Annotated in this window: 13 protein-coding genes and 1 pseudogene; 7 read left to right on the top strand and 7 right to left on the bottom strand. The window is 65.0% G+C overall.

Features of this window, described 5'->3' with window-relative positions; all coding sequences use genetic code 11:
• Window positions 1-197: 197 nt before the first annotated feature.
• Window positions 198-734 carry a hypothetical protein gene (locus AC5RWT_RS09415; RefSeq protein ID WP_494080027.1) on the top strand — a complete coding sequence of 179 codons (537 nt, stop codon included), beginning with the start codon at window positions 198-200 and terminating at the stop codon, window positions 732-734.
• Between the two features lie 354 nt (window positions 735-1088).
• On the opposite strand, the gene AC5RWT_RS09410 is transcribed toward AC5RWT_RS09415, so the two are convergent.
• Both AC5RWT_RS09410 and AC5RWT_RS09405 read right to left on the bottom strand, forming a co-directional pair.
• Window positions 1089-1772, bottom strand: coding sequence for a response regulator (locus AC5RWT_RS09410; protein ID WP_494044020.1), 684 nt, complete (start codon window positions 1770-1772; stop codon window positions 1089-1091).
• 486 nt (window positions 1773-2258) lie between these two features.
• The gene (locus AC5RWT_RS09405) at window positions 2259-4766 is read right to left on the bottom strand and encodes a DUF4118 domain-containing protein (RefSeq protein WP_494080026.1); all 2508 of its coding nucleotides are present in this window, start codon (window positions 4764-4766) and stop codon (window positions 2259-2261) included.
• Between the two features lie 145 nt (window positions 4767-4911).
• Between AC5RWT_RS09405 and AC5RWT_RS09400 the strand changes: the two genes are divergently transcribed.
• Together AC5RWT_RS09400 and AC5RWT_RS09395 are read left to right on the top strand one after the other, a co-directional pair.
• Window positions 4912-6276: a TrkH family potassium uptake protein gene (locus AC5RWT_RS09400; protein WP_494080025.1), complete on the top strand. Its 1365-nt coding sequence runs from the start codon at window positions 4912-4914 to the stop codon at window positions 6274-6276.
• Window positions 6269-6970, top strand: coding sequence for a potassium channel family protein (locus tag AC5RWT_RS09395; protein ID WP_494080024.1), 702 nt, complete (start codon window positions 6269-6271; stop codon window positions 6968-6970). Before AC5RWT_RS09400 ends, AC5RWT_RS09395 begins: the two co-directional genes overlap by 8 nt.
• Window positions 6971-7227: 257 nt before the next feature.
• On the opposite strand, the gene AC5RWT_RS09390 is transcribed toward AC5RWT_RS09395, so the two are convergent.
• From AC5RWT_RS09390 to AC5RWT_RS09375, 4 genes are all read right to left on the bottom strand, one after another.
• Window positions 7228-9204: an APC family permease gene (locus AC5RWT_RS09390; RefSeq protein ID WP_494080023.1), complete on the bottom strand. Its 1977-nt coding sequence runs from the start codon at window positions 9202-9204 to the stop codon at window positions 7228-7230.
• Window positions 9205-9232: 28 nt separating this feature from the next.
• Window positions 9233-11215: an APC family permease gene (locus AC5RWT_RS09385; RefSeq protein WP_494044026.1), complete on the bottom strand. Its 1983-nt coding sequence runs from the start codon at window positions 11213-11215 to the stop codon at window positions 9233-9235.
• A gap of 1339 nt (window positions 11216-12554) precedes the next feature.
• Window positions 12555-13607 (bottom strand): serine hydrolase domain-containing protein, encoded by a 1053-nt coding sequence (locus AC5RWT_RS09380; RefSeq protein WP_494080022.1) that lies wholly within the window; start codon window positions 13605-13607, stop codon window positions 12555-12557.
• A gap of 50 nt (window positions 13608-13657) precedes the next feature.
• On the bottom strand, window positions 13658-13936 hold the full coding sequence (locus tag AC5RWT_RS09375) for an ATP-dependent DNA ligase (protein ID WP_494080021.1): 279 nt from the start codon (window positions 13934-13936) through the stop codon (window positions 13658-13660).
• A gap of 445 nt (window positions 13937-14381) precedes the next feature.
• Here AC5RWT_RS09375 and AC5RWT_RS09370 point away from each other — a divergent pair, with 445 nt between their 5' ends.
• From AC5RWT_RS09370 to AC5RWT_RS09355, 4 genes and pseudogenes are all read left to right on the top strand, one after another.
• On the top strand, window positions 14382-14627 hold the full coding sequence (locus AC5RWT_RS09370; protein ID WP_494044029.1) for a hypothetical protein: 246 nt from the start codon (window positions 14382-14384) through the stop codon (window positions 14625-14627).
• Window positions 14628-14672: 45 nt separating this feature from the next.
• Window positions 14673-14807, top strand: coding sequence for an FAD-dependent monooxygenase (locus AC5RWT_RS09365; RefSeq protein ID WP_494080020.1), 135 nt, complete (start codon window positions 14673-14675; stop codon window positions 14805-14807).
• Window positions 14780-14875, top strand: a pseudogene (locus tag AC5RWT_RS09360) (hypothetical protein); the annotation flags it as partial. The gene AC5RWT_RS09365 and the pseudogene AC5RWT_RS09360, both read left to right, overlap by 28 nt.
• An 81-nt stretch (window positions 14876-14956) precedes the next feature.
• Window positions 14957-15136, top strand: coding sequence for a hypothetical protein (locus tag AC5RWT_RS09355; protein WP_494080019.1), 180 nt, complete (start codon window positions 14957-14959; stop codon window positions 15134-15136).
• A gap of 312 nt (window positions 15137-15448) precedes the next feature.
• On the opposite strand, the gene AC5RWT_RS09350 is transcribed toward AC5RWT_RS09355, so the two are convergent.
• On the bottom strand, window positions 15449-16843 hold the full coding sequence (locus tag AC5RWT_RS09350) for a DUF7793 family protein (protein WP_494044030.1): 1395 nt from the start codon (window positions 16841-16843) through the stop codon (window positions 15449-15451).
• Window positions 16844-17356 lie beyond the last annotated feature (513 nt).

Raw genomic sequence — 17356 nt, 5'->3', positions numbered from 1 at the left:
CGCCGACGGCACGGTAAACGGGCCGACCAGGATTGACGGCGCCCTCGAAGCCGAAGGACCGCAGGGGATGACCTGGTCCTGGCCGCACCACATGGACCTCGGGGTATGGTTTGGACGGCCACTGTTACCGTCCTGATTCTGCTGGTGCTGCTGATCACCCTGATGGCACGGGCCCTGCACCGGTCTAGGCTGAGGCAATGACCAATCGCGGACCATGGTCCATTCGGCTGCGCGACCGGGCGGGCAGGCAGGTGAATACTCCCAGAGCCGTAATCCGGATCTCCGCTTACGTGTACGGCAATGTCCTGGTGCTTGCTGCCATTGTCGCCTCCACTCCATCCGGGGTGCGGACCGGTGAAGCTCTCATCTACATTCTCGGAACAGCACTGACCACTTTTTTAGCACACGTTCTCGCAAACGGTTTCAGCGCTTCCGCGGTGGGCGGCAAACTCTCCCGCACGGAAATACTTCAACAACTGCGCGATGCCGTCCCGATCCTGACATCCGGACTTATGCCGGCGGCCATGGTATTCCTTTCTGCGCTGGGGAGGTTTGACGATCGCTTTGGCCTCGCCGCAGCTGCCACCCTAATCTTGGTCCGTCTTGCCTCCATCGGTTTCGTCGTCCAAAGGCTGACCGCCAGGTCCGCCAGTGCAGGAGCCCTATGGGGCGGCATCATTGTGGCCGTCGTCGCCGCCATTATCGTGACGATAAAACTGCTCATCGCCCATTAAAAGATCCCTGCCCCGAGGGATGGCCGCATACCCCGGGACCATCAATTCAACGAGAAAGAAGGCTGGGGTTGTCGCCTTCCACCGCTTCATCTGCATCATCTGCCTCGTCCAGCCCGACGAACCGTCCCGCCTGCGCCGAAGCAGGACATGCCGAATGAGGCTGAGGTCTCATGGCAATGAGAAGTATGGACAACCGGGACCAGCAACGCTTCAAGATCAACGATGACCGCTGGGAAGACCTGTCGAACCGGTTCCGTGAACTGGCGACCCACTGAAACCGAACGCCGATAACAGCGCATGTGACGGGAGCGGCCGGCCCTTCGGGAGGCCTGCGCGATGGTTGGCCCCGATGCATTACGCGGGTCCTGGTTCGAAGCGGTATCCCATTCCTGCTTCGGTAAGCAGGTAGCGGGGCTGGGACGGATCGGGCTCGAGTTTGCGCCGCAGCTGGGCGATGTAGACGCGCAGGTATTGGGTTTCCTTGGCGTAGGCCGGTCCCCAGACCTGGGTCAGGACCTGTTGCTGGGAGATGAGTCTGCCGGGATTTTTGGCGAGCAGTTCCAGGATGTTCCACTCGATGGGTGTCAGTCGGACGCCCTGTCCGGAGCGGGTGACGCGTTTGTCGCCTAGGTTGATCTCGAAATCCCTGGTCCTGACGCTGGCATTGTCCGGCGCGCCGCCCGTGCGCCGGGTGGCGGCCCGTACGCGGGCGAGCAGTTCGCCCAGGTCGAAGGGTTTGGTGACGTAGTCGTCGGCGCCGACGTCGAGGGCTTCGATTTTTTCATTGGAGGCGTGCCGAGCGGAGAGGATGATGATCGGGATGTCGGTCCACCCACGCAGCCCGCGGATGACGTCGATGCCGTCCATGTCCGGCAGCCCGAGGTCGAGGATGACAACGTCGACGGCGTGTTTGGCCGCCGCGTCCAGGGCTGCCCGCCCGTCGGCCGCGGTGACGGTCTCATAGCCGCGGGCCGTCAGATTGATCTGCAGTGCGCGAAGGATCTGGGGCTCATCATCAACGATGAGGACGTTGGTCACGAGGCTCCTTCCGCATCTCACGCGCCGCCGGGACGGACCGGGCGTCCCTCTTCAGGCACCCGCCCGGAACATCTGCGGTGTTTCTCCGGTTCTACGCCCATTGTGTCAGGACCGGCGGCAGGCCGAACGGGGAAGGGCCGCCGGCGGGGTTCAGTCAACCCATCCGGTCCAGGTGCTGCACTTACCATTTGCGGAACGTGGAGCGCAGCAGTGAACGGATCAGGAACCCGACGAGGGCCGCTCCGCTGAGCAGCACCAGCAGGATCTCCCAAAGTGCGTCCTCGGTCATGATGGCCGGCCTCGTCCTGTATTCAGTCATAAAGTCCCGCTGATTTACGGGTCCTAAGTCAAGCAAATACCGGAAGCCGCCGGCGGAGTGCTGTCCTTAACGGTTTCCTGACGTTCCGGGCACGATCTTTACGAAAATCCCCACGCCCGTCTGCGACGGGCGCCGGCGCAGACGGGTTGCCGCCCTTCCGCCGGCCTTCAGATGCCGGTCGACAGCGGCATCCTGATGACCATGGTCAGCCCCCCGCCCGGGGTGTGCTCGGCCAGGAGTTTTCCGCCCATGGCCTCGCTGAAGCCCTTGGCCACGGCCAGGCCCAATCCGATCCCGGTACCGGCCGGGGTGTCATCCAGCCGCTGGAAGGGCCTGAACATCGTGATGACCTGGTCTGGCGGGACGCCCCGGCCGTGATCGACCACGCGCAGTTCGCTGGCACGCCGGCCGGCGAGGGTGGCACTTCCGGTCCCGCCGACGGAGCCGACGATGACCACCTCGGATCCTTGGGCGTACTTCAGCGCGTTTTCGACGACGTTGGCGATGACCCGTTCCAGCATTCCAGGGTCGGCCTCGATGGGCGGCATGTTGTCCGGAAGTTCCACCCGCAGCCCGCCGGCGGGCAGCCCGCGCAGCGCGTCGGCGATGACGTCGGGCCAGTAGACCGGACGTTTCAGCGGGGCCATGGAGTCACCGGTGATGCGGGACATGTCCAGCAGGTTCCCAACCAGGCCGTCGAGGCGGTCGGTGTAGTTCTCGATGGTGGCCAGCAGTTCGGCTTCATCCTCGGGCGGGAACTGCACCGCGTCCTGGCGCAGGCTGCTGACGGCGAGCTTGATCCCGGCCAGGGGTGTGCGCAGATCGTGGGACACGGCCCGCAGGATCGAGGTCCTCATCCTGTTTCCCTCGGACAGGCGCAGTATGTCCCGGCGGCTGGCGGTGAGCAGGTCGCGCTGGAGCATGGCCAGCAGGTGGGCGCCGAACGCCGTGAGCAGGCGCCGTTCCCGCTGGGTCAGAACGTGCCCGCACAATCCCAAGGCACGGGTCTGATCCAGCTGTTCGATGTTGTCCGCGTCCGGCAGGTCCGCCGGCACGGTGCCTGCGCTGTGCACGAGCCGCCAGGCCCCGAACCCGGAGTCGTTCTCCTCCCTGACGTAGAGCCCGGCGCCGTCGCACCGGAAATGTTCCCTGACCTTCTCCAGGAAGTCCGGGACACTGTTCTGCGTGGCCAGCGCGCTGCGGCTTAGTTCCCCGAGGGCGGCCGCTTCGGCTCCGGCGGCCGCTGCTTCCCGGCTGCGCCGGGCCGACAGCCCGACCACGAGGGAGACCGAAACGGCGACGGTGAGAAAGATCAGCAGCGCCAGCACGTTCTCCGGGTCGCCGATGTTCATGCTCCCGACCGGCTGGACCGCGGAGAAATTCACGATCAGGCTGCCCAGCACCGCGGCGGTCACGGCCGGCCACAGCCCGCCGACGAGGGCGACGGCAATGGTGCCGGTGAGCTGGACGAGCATGTCCGTGGCGAAATGACTGTGCGGCCAGTGGCCCAGCAGATACTGCAGTGCCGGGGGCAGCAGCACCGCCAGGGCGAAGCCGGCGATCAGCCGTATCCGGCTCAGGTTCGAGGGAAGACGGGGCATGCCCTGGCCGCCCCGGGCATGGGAGACCAGGTGGACGTCGATCTCGCCCGCATCGCGGACGATTGCGGTGCCGGTGCTGCGGCGGAACACCCGGGAGAGCGGCCGGTGACGGGAAATGCCGATGACGATCTGCGTGGCGTTGATGCTGCGGGCGAAGTCCAGCAGCGTCCAAGCCGCGTCATCACCGCCGACGGAGTGGTAGGACCCGCCCAGCTCGGTGATCAGTCGGCGCTGCAGTTCCAGTTCCTTCGGGGATTCCCTGGCCGCCCCGCCCGCGGGGCGCACGTGCACTGCGTGCAGCTCGCTTCCCGCCGTTCCGGCGCTGATCCGGGCCGCCCGGCGGAGCAGCGCCTCTCCTTCCGGTCCTCCGCTTAGTCCGACGAGGACCCGTTCGCGTGCCGGCCAGCTGCCGGTGATGTCCTCGCGGGCACGGTACTCTTCCAGGCCTTCGTCGACGCGGTCCGCCAGCCACAGCAGGGCCAGTTCCCGCAGCGCGGTGAGGTTTCCGAGCCTGAAGTCATTGGCCAGGGCCGCATCGACCTGCTCGGGAGGGAGAACGTTGCCCGCCGCCAGGCGCTGGCGCAGCAGGTCCGGAGCGATGTCCACCAGCTCGATCTGATCCGCACGCCGGACCACCGCATCGGGCACCATTTCCGTCCGGCCGGTACCGATGATCGCGGTCACCACATCTTCCAGGGACGCGAGCTGCCCGACATCGACGGTGGAAAGGACGTCGATTCCGGCCTCGAGCAGCTCCTCGACATCCTGCCAGCGCCCCTCATGCCGCCCGCCCGGGAGATTCTGGTGGGCGAAGTCATCCACTAGCGCGACACCCGGGGACCGGGCCAGGACCGCCGCCACGTCCAGTTCCTGCCCGCCGCCGGCACCCTGCCCCGGCACCGCCTCCAGGCCCTCGAACAGGGCGGCGGTCTCGGGCCTGCCGTGGGCCTGCGCGACCGCGATAACGACGTCGCGTCCTTCCTGCCGGAGCCGGTGCCCCTCCTCGAGCATGGCGAAGGTTTTCCCCACCCCCGGTGCCGCGCCCAGGAAGATCCGCAGTGTCCCTCGCCTCATGGACACCATTCTTCCGGTCCCGCCGTTCCGTGTCCTACCGCCTGCCTCCCCTGCCGGTGCGGCAGAATCCTTGACGAATTCTTAACGCCCCCCGAACGCCGGATCCGGCCGTTCGCCCTTCAACGCGGGCGTAGGCTTGCAAATCATGTTCACCGGCTGGCAGATAGATGCAACAGGCACCCGGCGGCGCACTCTTCATCCGGCTCGGATCATCGCCCTCGGTTTCCTCGCGGTCATCCTGGCCGGCAGTCTCCTGCTGATGATTCCGGCGGCAACCGCATCCGGTGAACGCCCCGGTTTCCTGGCCGCCCTGTTCACCGCCACCTCCGCGGTCTGCGTCACCGGGCTGATCGTCGTGGACACGGCCACCTACTGGTCGCCCCTGGGCCAAGTGATCATCCTGGCCCTGATTCAGGTCGGCGGCTTCGGCATCATGACGTTCGCGTCCCTGCTGGGCATCCTGCTCTCCCGCCGCCTGGGCCTGAGCGCCCGGATTTCGGTGTCCGCCGAGACCAAGAGCCAGGGATTCGGCGACATCAGGACGGTACTGCTGGGCGTGCTGAAGGCCACGGTGCTGATCGAGGCCCTGACCGCGGCGGTACTGACCTTCCGCTTCCTGACCGGCTACGGGTATTCCTTCGGCCAGGCGCTCTGGCACGGGATCTTCCATTCCGTCTCGGCCTTCAACAACGCCGGCTTCGCCCTCTACACGGATAACCTGATGTCCTTCGTGGCCGACCCGTGGATCTGCCTGCCGATCGCCGCCGCCGTGATCCTGGGCGGACTCGGGTTCCCGGTGCTGATGCAGCTGCGCCGGGAGCTGCGCAATCCCCTGCTGTGGACCATGAACACCAAACTCGTCCTCGCCGGCACCGTGGTGCTGCTGGTGGCCGGAACGGTGTTCTTCCTGGCCGTGGAATGGTCCAACCCCGCCACCCTGGGCCCCCTGGGGCTCGGGGGGAAGCTGCTGGCCGGTTTCTTCCAGGCCGTGGTCCCCCGCACCGCCGGATTCAATTCCCTCGACTACGCGGCCATGGATCCGGTCACCTGGCTCGGCACCGACGTGCTGATGTTCATCGGCGCCGGGCCGGCCGGCACCGGCGGCGGGCTGAAGGTCACCACCTTCGCCGTGCTGTTCTTCATCATGTACACCGAGATGCGCGGCGAGGTGGCCGTGAACGTCTTCGGCAAGCGGCTCTCCCGCTCGGTGCACCGGCAGGCCATCACTCTGGTCCTGCTGGCCATCGCGATCGTCGTTGTTCCCACCGTGATCCTGATGCTCATCACCGACTTCGGCCTCGACCGGCTGCTGTTCGAGGTGATTTCGGCCTTCGCGACCGTGGGCCTGTCCACCGGCATCACCGCGCAGCTGCCTGCGGCCGGTCAGCTGCTGCTCATCGCGGTCATGTTCATCGGCCGGATCGGGCCGGTCACCTTTGCCACCGCGCTGGCGCTGCGGCAGCGCCGGCGCCAGTACGAACTACCCAAGGAGCGACCCCTGATTGGCTAGATCACTGTTTACCGCCTTCACCTCCCCCAACGAGAGCCTGGCCGAGGCCGACTCCGTCGTCGTGATCGGTCTGGGCCGGTTCGGCAGTTCCCTGGCCCTGGAACTGATGGCCACCGGCACCGAGGTCCTGGGCATAGATTCGCGCGAGGACATCGTCCAGTCCCTCAACGGCAAGCTCACCCACGTGGTCCGCGCCGACACCACCAACGAGGACGTGCTCCGGCAGCTGTCCGTCCATGAATTCGACCGCGCCGTGGTCGCGATCGGCACCGACTTGGAGGCGAGCATCCTGACCACCTCGCTGCTGCTGCGGCTGAACGTCGCCCACGTTTGGGCCAAGGCGATCAGCGCCGCGCACGGTCAGATCCTCGAACAGCTCGGCGTCAAGCACGTGGTCTACCCGGAACACGACATGGGCCGGCGGGTCGCCCACCTCGTCCGTGGGGCCATGGAGGACTACGTCGAAGTCGAGCCTGGCTTCGTCATGATCAAGACCACCCCGCCGCGGGAAATCATCGGCGTGCCGCTGGCCAACACCAAAATCCGCGACAGATACGGGGTCGCGGTCGTCGCCTACAAGCCCCGGAACCACGACTGGACCTACCCGGTCATGGACACCGTTATCGAGGAAACCGACACCATCCTGGTCGCCGGCAGCACCACCGACGCCGAACAGTTCAGCCAGCTGCACTGACGAAGGCAGCCATCACGAGTCGAAGCTGGGAGCTGCAGCGGTGTCTCGAACCTAGCCTGTCCGCGAACGGATCAGGAACCACAACACCGCTCCGCCAGCGGTCCCGGCGCTGCCTGTGATCGGGCCAGCACGGGTGAGCGGTGCCGTGTCGGATGCGGCGCGGCGTCAGCGGTGTCCTGCAGTTCGACAGATGCGGGGGCTGTTTTTGCCGCAGTGTCCTGGCAGCGGTGGCAGCCGAGGGTGATTCGGCCCCCTGGTCAGCCTACGTGGACCCAGGGACGCTGGGCGACGTCGGGCTCTGCCTCTCGAAGTATTTCGCGGGTGACGGGCGCGATCTCGCCTTCGCCCAAGAATAGGAAGCGCAGGAGGTTGGTAAAGGGATTTCCTTCGGTCCAGCGGAAGTAAATGTGGGGCATCAGTCCGGTTACGTCGCGGATATGGAGCAGGACGGATGCGATGGTGTTCGGAACAACCGGGCCGTGGACTTCCAGGATGCGGTATCCGTGTCGGGTCACTCCTCTGACCTGCAGTTCGGTTTCGAATTCCGAGGAGTCATCGATGCTCACTTCGAGGAACAGCGGTTCATCGTCGAGGGGCAGGTGGCTGACTTCGATGGCCGAGGCCAGTTTGTCCCTGTACGCATCGGCGCTGTTGTGCTGTGGTTCATGCGCGATCAAGGCAATGGGCCCGTCGAGGATCGGGGCCATGAATTCCAAAGCCTGCTGATCGAGGTGGACGCGGGTGGCGTGCAGTTCAAAGGAGCGGCCTACCCGCGAGAGCAGGGAGATGACGATGATGCCCAGGATGAAAACGGCGGCGATCCGGATGCCCTCGGGGCGTTCGAAGATGTTCGCGGCCGTGGTGTAGATAAAGACCACGGAGATCGTGCCGTAGCCGATCGTGTGTTTGTGCTGCTTCCGGCGGCGGGCGGAGATGGCGGCGGCGACCGCTGCCGAGGTCATCAGGACCAGGACCCCGGTAGCGTATGCCCCGCCTTGGGCGTCCACGTCGGCCTCGAAGAGGTAAGTGATGAGGAAACCTACCAGGCTCAACACCAGCACCAGGGGACGGACTGCTCTGGTCCATGGCGGGGCCATCCCGTAGCGGGGCAGATACCGCGGGACCAGGTTCAGCAGGCCCGCCATGGCGGAGGCTCCGGCGAACCAAAGGATGGCGATCGTGCTGAGGTCGTAGAGGCTGCCGAAACCGGCCCCGAGGTGCTCGTGGGCCAGGTACGCCAAGGCGCGGCCGTTTGCCTTCCCGCCGGGCTGGAATTCCTGTTCGGGGACGAGGAGGACGGTGACGAAGCTGCTGCTAACCAGGAAGACGCTCATGATCAGGGCCGCGCTGGTCAACAGACGCCGTGTTCCCCGGATTCGGCCTTCAGGACTGTCCTCGGTGTCCCCTTCGGCTCCCCGGACCTGGGGCATGACAGCTACCCCGGTTTCGAAACCGGACAAGCCCAGGGCAAGCTTTGGGAAGACGAGCACGGCTATTCCCGCCGCCATCAGCGGGTTCCCGTGCGCTGCCCACAGGGCGGTCCACCACTGGTGCAGAGCCAGCGGATGGGTGAATACCTCCAGCAGCGCGGTGGTTACGACCACGGCGTTGAGGCCGAGGTAGAGGGCGACGAGGCCGACGGCGACGCCGATCGCTTCCCTGAAGCCGCGCAGGAACACCGCGCCCAGTGACGCCAGCAGGAAAAGGGTCACCGGGACGTTCTGGCCCTGCAGCCACCCGGGCGCGGCCGGGTTCGCGATGGCGTGCGCGGTGGCGTCGGCGGCGGAAAGCGTCATGGTGATCATGAAGTCGGTCGCGGCGAAACCGAGCAGGACCAGGACCAAAAGTTTGCCGCCCCAGCCCGGCAGCAGCCGCTCAAACATGGCGATGGAGCCTTCACCGTGAGGGCTTTCCCGGGCAACTCGTCGGTAGACCGGCAGCGCCCCGAACAGGGTCACGGCGATGAGCACCACGGTGGCCACCGGGGAGAGTACGCCTGCGGCCAGCGCAGCGATCGCAGGCTGGTAACCCAGCGTGGAGAAGTAATCGACGCCCGTGAGGCACATTACCCGCCACCACGTATGCTTCTTCTCATCCGGGCCGACCACCTTGCCGGGCCCCAGATGCGTGCCTCTACTGTCCTGCAGGCCAAACAGCAGCCAGTTCCTCAATGCTTCCCTGCGGCCGGGCCGCGGGGCCGAGGGATCGGCCGGCGGCCAGCTTAACGTCGTCATGGCTTCCGTCCCACGCCGCAGCGCCGGCTTAGCCGCCGACGTGGATGCTGGGCCGGCGGGCGGGGTCGGGCTCGTGTTCGCGGATGATTTCCCGGACGACCGGCGGGGTGTCGCCGCGGCCCAGCAGCAGGTAGCGCATCAGGTGGGCCAGCGGATTGCCTTCGGACCATTCGAAGTAGGCGTGCGGGCGCACCCCGGTGGCATCGCGGAGGGCGAGCAGGATCGCGGCGATGGCGTTGGGCGCGGCGGGGCTTTCGGCCCTGAGCACCCGGTACCCGCCGACCTCGACGCCCCGGACAGAAAGGGTGCCGCTGAAGCCGGAGGGGTCGGTGATGTCGATTTCGAGGAAGATGATATCGGCGGTGCCGGGGACCGGATTCATGCCGCGCTGGGCGGCTTCCTTGTCCGCGTATTCGGCCGCGTCCCTTTGCTGGGGCCGGTTGGCGATCAGGGTGATCCGGCCGTCGTAGGCCAGGGTGTCGGCAATGAAGCGGCGGGCGGTGTCATCAAACACGATCCGGTCCGCGCGCAGTTCCGTCGTCCGGGTGATGCGGGAGATCAGGGAGACGGCGATGATGCCGGCGATGAAGAACACCGAGATCATCAGCCCGTCGGGCTTTTCGATGATGTTCTCGATCAGGGCATAGGCCAGGATCAGGGTCAGCACGGTGAAGCCGGCGGCGGCCATCCCCTGCTTCCGCCGTGCCGCCGAAATGGCCACCGCCACGGCGGCCGAGACCATCATCGCCAGGATGCCGGTGGCGTAGGCCCCGGCCTGGGCGTTCACGTCGGCCCGGAAGGCGATGGTAATCAGGATGCTCACGGCCGTGTAGACCAGGACCACCGGGCGCACCGCCCGGCTCCACTCCGGGGCCATGCCGTAGGAGGGCAGGTAGCGCGGGACGATGTTGATCAGCCCGGCCATCGCGGAGGCGCCGGCGAACCAGAGGATCAGGATGCTGCTGATGTCGTAAACGGTGCCGAAGGTGTTGCCCAGATACCCGTGGGCCAGGTAGGCCAACGCGCGTCCGGCGGCCGGCCCGCCCTCGGCGAAGGCCCCGGCCGGAATCAGCACTGTGGTGACGATGCTGCTGCCGATCAGGTACACGCTCATGATGACGGCGGCCACGGTGAGCAGTTTGCGGGTGTTGCGGACGCGCGAGGCCAGGCGCTCCTTCGGGTTGGCGCCCTCCGCGGCGACCAGGGGCATCATGCTCACGCCCGTTTCGAACCCGGACAGGCCCAGCACCAGCAGCGGGAAGGCCAGGACGGCGGGGCCGATCAGGCCGCCGGGGCCGGCACCTGCCTCGGTCAGCGCCCCGGTCCAGGACGCCAAGGCCCCGGGCGCGGTGAACACCTCGTAGAGGCCGACTCCGATCACGGCCGCGTTGAGCAGCAGGAACACCGCCACCAGCGGGATGGCCACGGCGACGGCCTCGGTGAAGCCGAGCAGGAACACCCCGCCCAGGATCAGCAGCAGCACGACCGTGACGGGTACTTCCTGCCCGTGCAGAAAGCCGGGGGCGTAGGGGTTCTCCAGCAGGTGCACGGTCGCGTCCGCCGAGGACAGGGTGATGGTGATAATCCAGGAGGTGGCGACGAAGCCGAGCAGGATCAGCACGAAGAGCTTACCGCGCCAGAAGGGCAGCAGATGCTCGAGCATGGCCACCGAGCCCTGCCCGTGCGGGCTTTCGTGCGCGACCCGCCGGTACATCGGCAGCATGCCCAGCAGGGTCAGCGCCACGATCAGCAGGGTGGCCAGCGGGGAGAGGGCGCCGGCGGCGAGTGCGGCGATCGCAGGCAGATAGGACAGGGTGGAGAAGTAGTCCACCCCGGTCAGGCACATCACCTTCCACCAGGCCTGCTGCGGGGCATGCGCCTCATCCGTTTCCGGACCGACCGGCTGGTGGACGCGCTTTTCCAGCAGCCACCGCCGCAGGACGCCGGCAGGCGCCGGGGGTGCGGGTCTGGATACGCTTTCTGGGACCGTGAACCTGGCAGATGAACTCACCGGTGCTGTTCCTGTCCTCTCGCTGCCGCACGCTTCAGGCCGACGATGCCCCGCGCTGGGCCAAGGGCAGCGGCCTTTGAATCCGATGAGAAAGCGTACGCCTACGGGACGCGCAATTCAGCGGTTTTTGCCCTTCGGAAGCGTTAAGAATCCGCAAAAATTCGTGGGACGGCCGGCACGGCGAGCGGGTGCCTTATGAGGCTGCGATGAAGAGAGCGGAAATTACAGGGTCCATCAGGGACAGGCAACGGTGGACGTCCCGCGGGCCCCTTCAGCCGTCAGCTGATGCTCGGAGACACCCCCTGCACATCCCGATCCGGGAGCAGGCCAAGCCACGCAAGATCGAAATCAACAGCAGCGACACCAAGCAGCAGATCAACGCCTGATCTGCGCATTGCACGCACAAGCCGGCGGCTCCCGCGAAAGAGCGGGGCCGCCGGCCCGCGGCTGCAGTGAGGTTGCCATGAAAGAGCTGGATCTCTATGCCATCCTCCACGTGCCCCCGACCGCCGGCCGGGAGGGCCCGAGAAGGGAATTCCATATGGAGTTCCCTTGCTCATCGGACCGACAGAACCCACCACTGGAAGATCATATGCAGACGACACCCGGGTACTCCCCCGAGCCTTCTTCACCTGCCCTCATACGGCAATCACTGCGCCCCGACTGCGGCTCATGCTTTGCCCTCTGCTGTACAGCCTTCGGATTCTCACGTTCGGCAGACTTTGCCCTCGACAGGCCCCCAGGCTCTCCATGCCAAAACCTCGCACCTGACTTCTCCTGTACTATCCACAACAGCCTCGGCCCCACAGGATTCAGCGGCTGCACGGTCTTTGATGTGCTTCGGCGCCGGCCAAAACGTGTCGCAAAGGTAGTTCGCCGGAAAGAGCTGGCGCGAGCACCCTGACAGCAGAGACGCGATGTTCTCGGCGTTCAAAGCCGCCCGACAGCTACATGAGAAGCTCTGGCATCTAGCGGAGGCACAGACACGAACATTCGACCCGGACTCCCTCAAGCCGTGCGGCCCGGCTAAGAAACACGATCGAACAGGCACTCGGCGGCGAGCTGCCGGGACTGCTTTCACCGGACCTTCCTGATCTTCACTCCCAAGTAAGGTCAACGCTGATGGACGTCAGCGAAGAAGTACGGGCCTTGATGGGCAGAAATCTCGGGTTCCGGCGCCTGTCCGGTGCGGACCTTAGAGGCGCCTATCTTGATTGCGGCTGATCTGCGCGTGATTTAGCAGGTGTGGACCTGCTCGGGGCAGGTCTAACTTAGACCAACCGTCGTCCCTCTGCTATTTAGCGGTTAACCACTATGGCCTTACTTCCCGACGGTTGCATCACAGGCTGGTGTCGGCCAACTCCTGCAGCATGGTCAATCCGTGCCGGTCTACCGGAACCGATGAAGCGGACATGACCGCGACACCGGTGTGCTTTGAACGGTCGAGTCCGACCCAGGTGCGGAAACCGCCGGTTGCCCCGTTGTGCCAGGTGATCCGGCGACCTTTGATCTCCAGGGTGAGCCATCCGGCCCCGCTCTGGGCCGCTCCAGCGAACCTTGCCACCGGGTCGAGGGCGGAGATGCCGGGCGCCGAACCGTCCAGCAACGCCGCGACGAGCCGGGCCATGTCCCCGATCGATGCCCGGATGCCGCCGGCCGGAGCCAGCGCCTCACCCGTCCAGGGTTCGCGGGCCTTTCCGGAACTGCTCCTGCCGACCAAGGCTGCGGGCCGGAGCTGGTCCGCAGCGGCCGGGGCATAGACGGACCCGAGTCCGAGCGGGTGGGCCAGCCGGTTCCGAAGCAGGTCCGCATACGTCAACCCTGCCGCACTGGCGATGGTGTGGCCGAGGAGTTCGAATCCCAGGTTGGAGTACCGCGGCCGGGGTGCGGAAATCCTTACTGCCCGAGCCTGGGCCATCAGCTGGTCAAGGTTTTCCCCGTACGGATTTGCACCCTGCAGCCACAGCGAAAGCGTGCCCCGGAGGGGCCGGGCAGACCCGGGCAGGCGCGGCAGACCCGATGAGTGGGTGCTCAGGGATTGGACCGTGACATCTGCCGCTCCACATGCTCCCAGCGGCAGCAGCTCGCCCAGCGTCGTCGTCGGAGCCAGCTCGCCCCGTCCCAGCGCATCGGCGTACAGCAGCCCGGTAATGCCCTTGGATACGGAACCGATTTCGAAGTCCGCATCCAATGGGGCCCCAAAACCCGCCCACGTCATCTCGCCCCGGCACACCGCGGCTACAGCGGTTTCCCGGTGGAGACGCCCCAGCCGGGCCCGGAGCTTCGCCGCCAGATCAGCGTCGCCATGAAGCTCAGGCAGTGTCCGTGCCCGACGGTTCCCGGGCACGCGCTTCCCGTCAGCCCCGCCCACCTTTTTGCTGGCCAAAATCATCAGTCCCCCGCATCCGTGGAATATTGCGGATCACACTAGCCGATGGACCTTCAGTTGCCACACCGCCCCGCGGCCGCACCGTGCAAAGCTCTCCGCGCTTCCCGCCACCTGGACCGGGACAGGTTCTTACCCTGCCGGGACCAGATGGATGTCTCATCCCGGTCGCGGCTGATGACCGCGCGGTAGCCGTCCCATTTGGGTTCGTACAAGGCGCCGCCGGGCCGCGCGCCGGGGCCGGCATCTTTTCCACTGCTCGGGCCAAGGCCACCTTGACCGGCAGGCGCAACTCTGCCGGCAGCCTGGCATCCATGAACCCACGATACAAGCACCCACAGGTGTACCGGTGCGGCTTTCCGGGCTCCCCTCAGTCTGTATCGCTGCTGTCGACTCCCCCTTGTGCCGCTCGAGCGCCGGCGGGTAACGTTGCGGCCGCGGTCTCCGGCATCATTCAGGTCCGGCAAGTTCCTATTGGGTGCCGGGGATCGGCCAGGCGGCCCTCTCGCCGTTCCAGTCCAGCTGGGGGGACGGCGAGGGGGCCCCTACCCTTGTACCACTCGATCGCCGGCTAGTAGCCTTGCGCCCACGGTCCCCCGGCATCACTCAAGATTCCGGACAAGTGGTGCCGGGGATTGGCCGGTTACTCTTCCCGCTCCGGCGTGACGTTCGACGACGCAGTGGCGAGGGTACCTAGTCTTAATAGACGGCTGCGAGGTAGCGCAGTTGTTTTGCCAGCTTCTTGACTAAACGTGGGTCTGCCCCTTTGCTGAGAGCATCGTGCAGCAGTCCAACGGCCCTGTTGATTGGTTGTTCTTCCCTTGTCTGCTTGAGCTGACTCACGATAAGGGGCCCCAGGCAACAGGGCGGCAGCTGTTCTGCTGCTGCCTTGACCAGGTCCGGGAAGTATCGGGTGAGATTCTTGCCCTGCCGGGACTCTCCCAGCGCAGCGAGAACGTGCAGCGGATGTACTTCCAGTGCGACCCGGAGGAGAACGTTGATAACTGGGACGAGGAGCGCATCTAAGCCGAACTACAGCGCAGGGTCGACGGTCCGGACGGGTTCCAGCTTGTGCGCGGCCCGATTTTTGAGAAGACCGTGCTGAAGTTCCGCTCCTACGTGTGTGAGCCACTGCGCTATGGCAACCTGTTCCTCGTCGGAGACGCCGGGCATACACCCTGCCCCCTACCGGGACCAAGGGACTGAACCTCGCGTTCTGCGACGTCCGCGTCCTAGCCCCGGCGCTGGTCGACTACTTCAACACTGGCGACGACTCCGGGCTGGCAGGGTACTCAGCCACGGCGCTGGAGCGGGTATGGAAAGCCCAGAACTTCTCCTACTGGGCCACCAATCTCATGCACACCCAGCCAGGAGAAAACCCTTTCAATCAGAAGCGCCGCTTCGGCGAATTCAAGGCGATCACCGGTTCCGAGCGCGGGGCCGCCTACTTTGCCGAGTCCTACACGGGCTGGCCCGAAACCAACTCCCGGCTGCCCCAAAGCGTTGAGGAGGCTGAACTCTTGCAGCCGCTCTAAGCGCCACCTGGGAAACCGGTGGCACTGCATCCAGTGCCACCGTCCCTCTCGGCGATGGCAGGGGCAAAGCACACTCCTCGGGAAGAACCGTTTACGACCTGCGTCCCCTGCCAACTCGTCGCCAATGGCTTCACAACGCCCTTGACAATCAACAGCTAGGCCGAAAAGCCGATAACGGCGCATACGTCCGCAATCTTGCGCCTTAAGTCGATCTGGGGGTACAGGAGCGGTTGTGCTCGTTTGCCGACTGACATTCAAGACGGCATTGTGCTCGCACTTCGGACCGCATAGTTAAGATGCGAAGAAAACCATTTATGGGCTAGTCGCGCCAATGCTCTGGCTAGTTTTGTTGGCTGTTCTGGTCCTATCCAGATACCGGAGGAACCTGGGGGATGAAGTCACGGAGCGCAGGAGGGTTTCGGGCGTGTCGTATTTCCCGCCCTGGATGTATTCGCAAAGTAGTTCCGTTTTTTCGGGGTGCTTCAGGATGAAGTCGATGATTCCGGTGCCCTCTTCTACGAGGCTGTACCGGGCATCGTAGATGTCTGTGTATTCGCGGTAACAGACGGCCAGCCCGTGGTGGTCGCCCTCAGTGACCAGCACCCGTGCCAGCGATGCCCCGACACTGATGATGTTTCTTTGCGCGCCGATGCCGATTTGTCCGGGCCAGGGAGAGTACACGAGGCCGCTCACCAGGCTGATGGCGTCACGGATTTCTTGGCGGACGTTGTGTCCTGCACTGTCGCGGTCGATGAGGCGCGCGGTTGTGATCTTTCCTGGGTTTAGCCGGGCACGCCTGATGCCGCTGTTGGCGACGCGCCATCGTGCGTGGAAGTAGGTATGTTGGGCCGTGTCGATCCAAAGCGCCAGTTTGGCCGGAGAACGATGGTAGTGCCGGTAGAGGTGGCTCGCGATCAAGGAGCGTTCGGCGGCTGCACATCTGCCGATTAGATCTGCGAAGGCGGCAACGCCGCCGGCGTCTAGGATTTCGGCGGCACCGAGTGCCATTGAGAAAGCCCTGGGCTGGGTCTTGCCGCGGAAGGCCTTTGTGATGAGGTCCAGCGTTTCCGCTGATACTTGCGGAGGTCGTTCCGGCTTCAACTCATCGACGGCAGGCCTCGGGATGAGCGACGATGGGAGCTCAGGCTGTATCTCCATTGCGGAAGGAACCAGCCTGGCCAACGCTGTGCCTAGGCGGAACCGTCGTGCAGGGCTGATCGTGTCCACGACTGCGTCGAAGTCGGAATCCCCCTTCTGGTGAGTCTGCGGAAGTACATCCGGGGCACTCTTGTACCGCCCGTCTGTGAGCCACTGCCAAGCTTCGGCGTCTTTGGTGAAATATGTAGCCGGGTAACCGGGCCGATGAAACGTGCGGAAGAACTGCACAATCGTTTGCTCGACCGGGGAGGTTCCGATCAACGCCATCCTGGTCGCGGGAAGGTGCTGGGCAAATTTTGTTAGTGCTGCCGAACTGACCGAACGCATTCCGTGCATGTCGACCAGCATCGGTCTAGGCTCGTCGCCGCCCAGCTCTTCGATGAGAGATATCGTCGCCAAAGCATCAGGCTCTTCGATCGTTGCGTGCGATGGCCAACGAACGAATATGACGCCATCAGAAAGGAACTCGACGTCGGGACTGCAAAGCCCATCTGGACCCCGCGCCGGCAGATCGTCGCTTCTGCTGATCAATGGGGATACAGAATGCATGGCAGCCTTCGGAAATTTTTGGTAAAGGTTTCATCAAGAACCCCGCCAAATCATAAACCCATGAAGTGGTTACTACAAGTTTCAACTATTCAGCAGACTTACCATCTTGAATGTGGCCTCGGTTCGCCTCTGGCTCTAAGTGTGAATCGGGAAGTATTCAGGCTTCTAGAAGCGATTTGCGAACAAAACTTGTCGCGTAATAAACACACCGTCCAAGGACAGGTCCCCGTATCAATGCATGTCAATCATGTGTATCGGCGACAAATGAGGCAGCAGCGCGGCGGTGACCCGTAATGCCATCACGGAGCCAGGATCGGCTGGGCCGCGTATCGGGAGGGCTCACTGCTCGGCTCGCTGAGAGCCCCGTTCATCCAACTGCTCCAGCACTACCCTCGCCGTCGATCAGCGTCGGCTCAACCGCGACCCCCGGTCCAATGTCCCCCACCACCGGCATTGACGACCACCACCAAAGATCCCATGACAAAGGCCGATAACAGCGCATATGTAGCCCGC

The sequence above is a fragment of the Arthrobacter sp. Dra40 genome (assembly GCF_059091905.1).
Note: the sequence above shows the minus strand (reverse complement) of the source record. Positions and strands in the feature narration are given on the sequence as shown.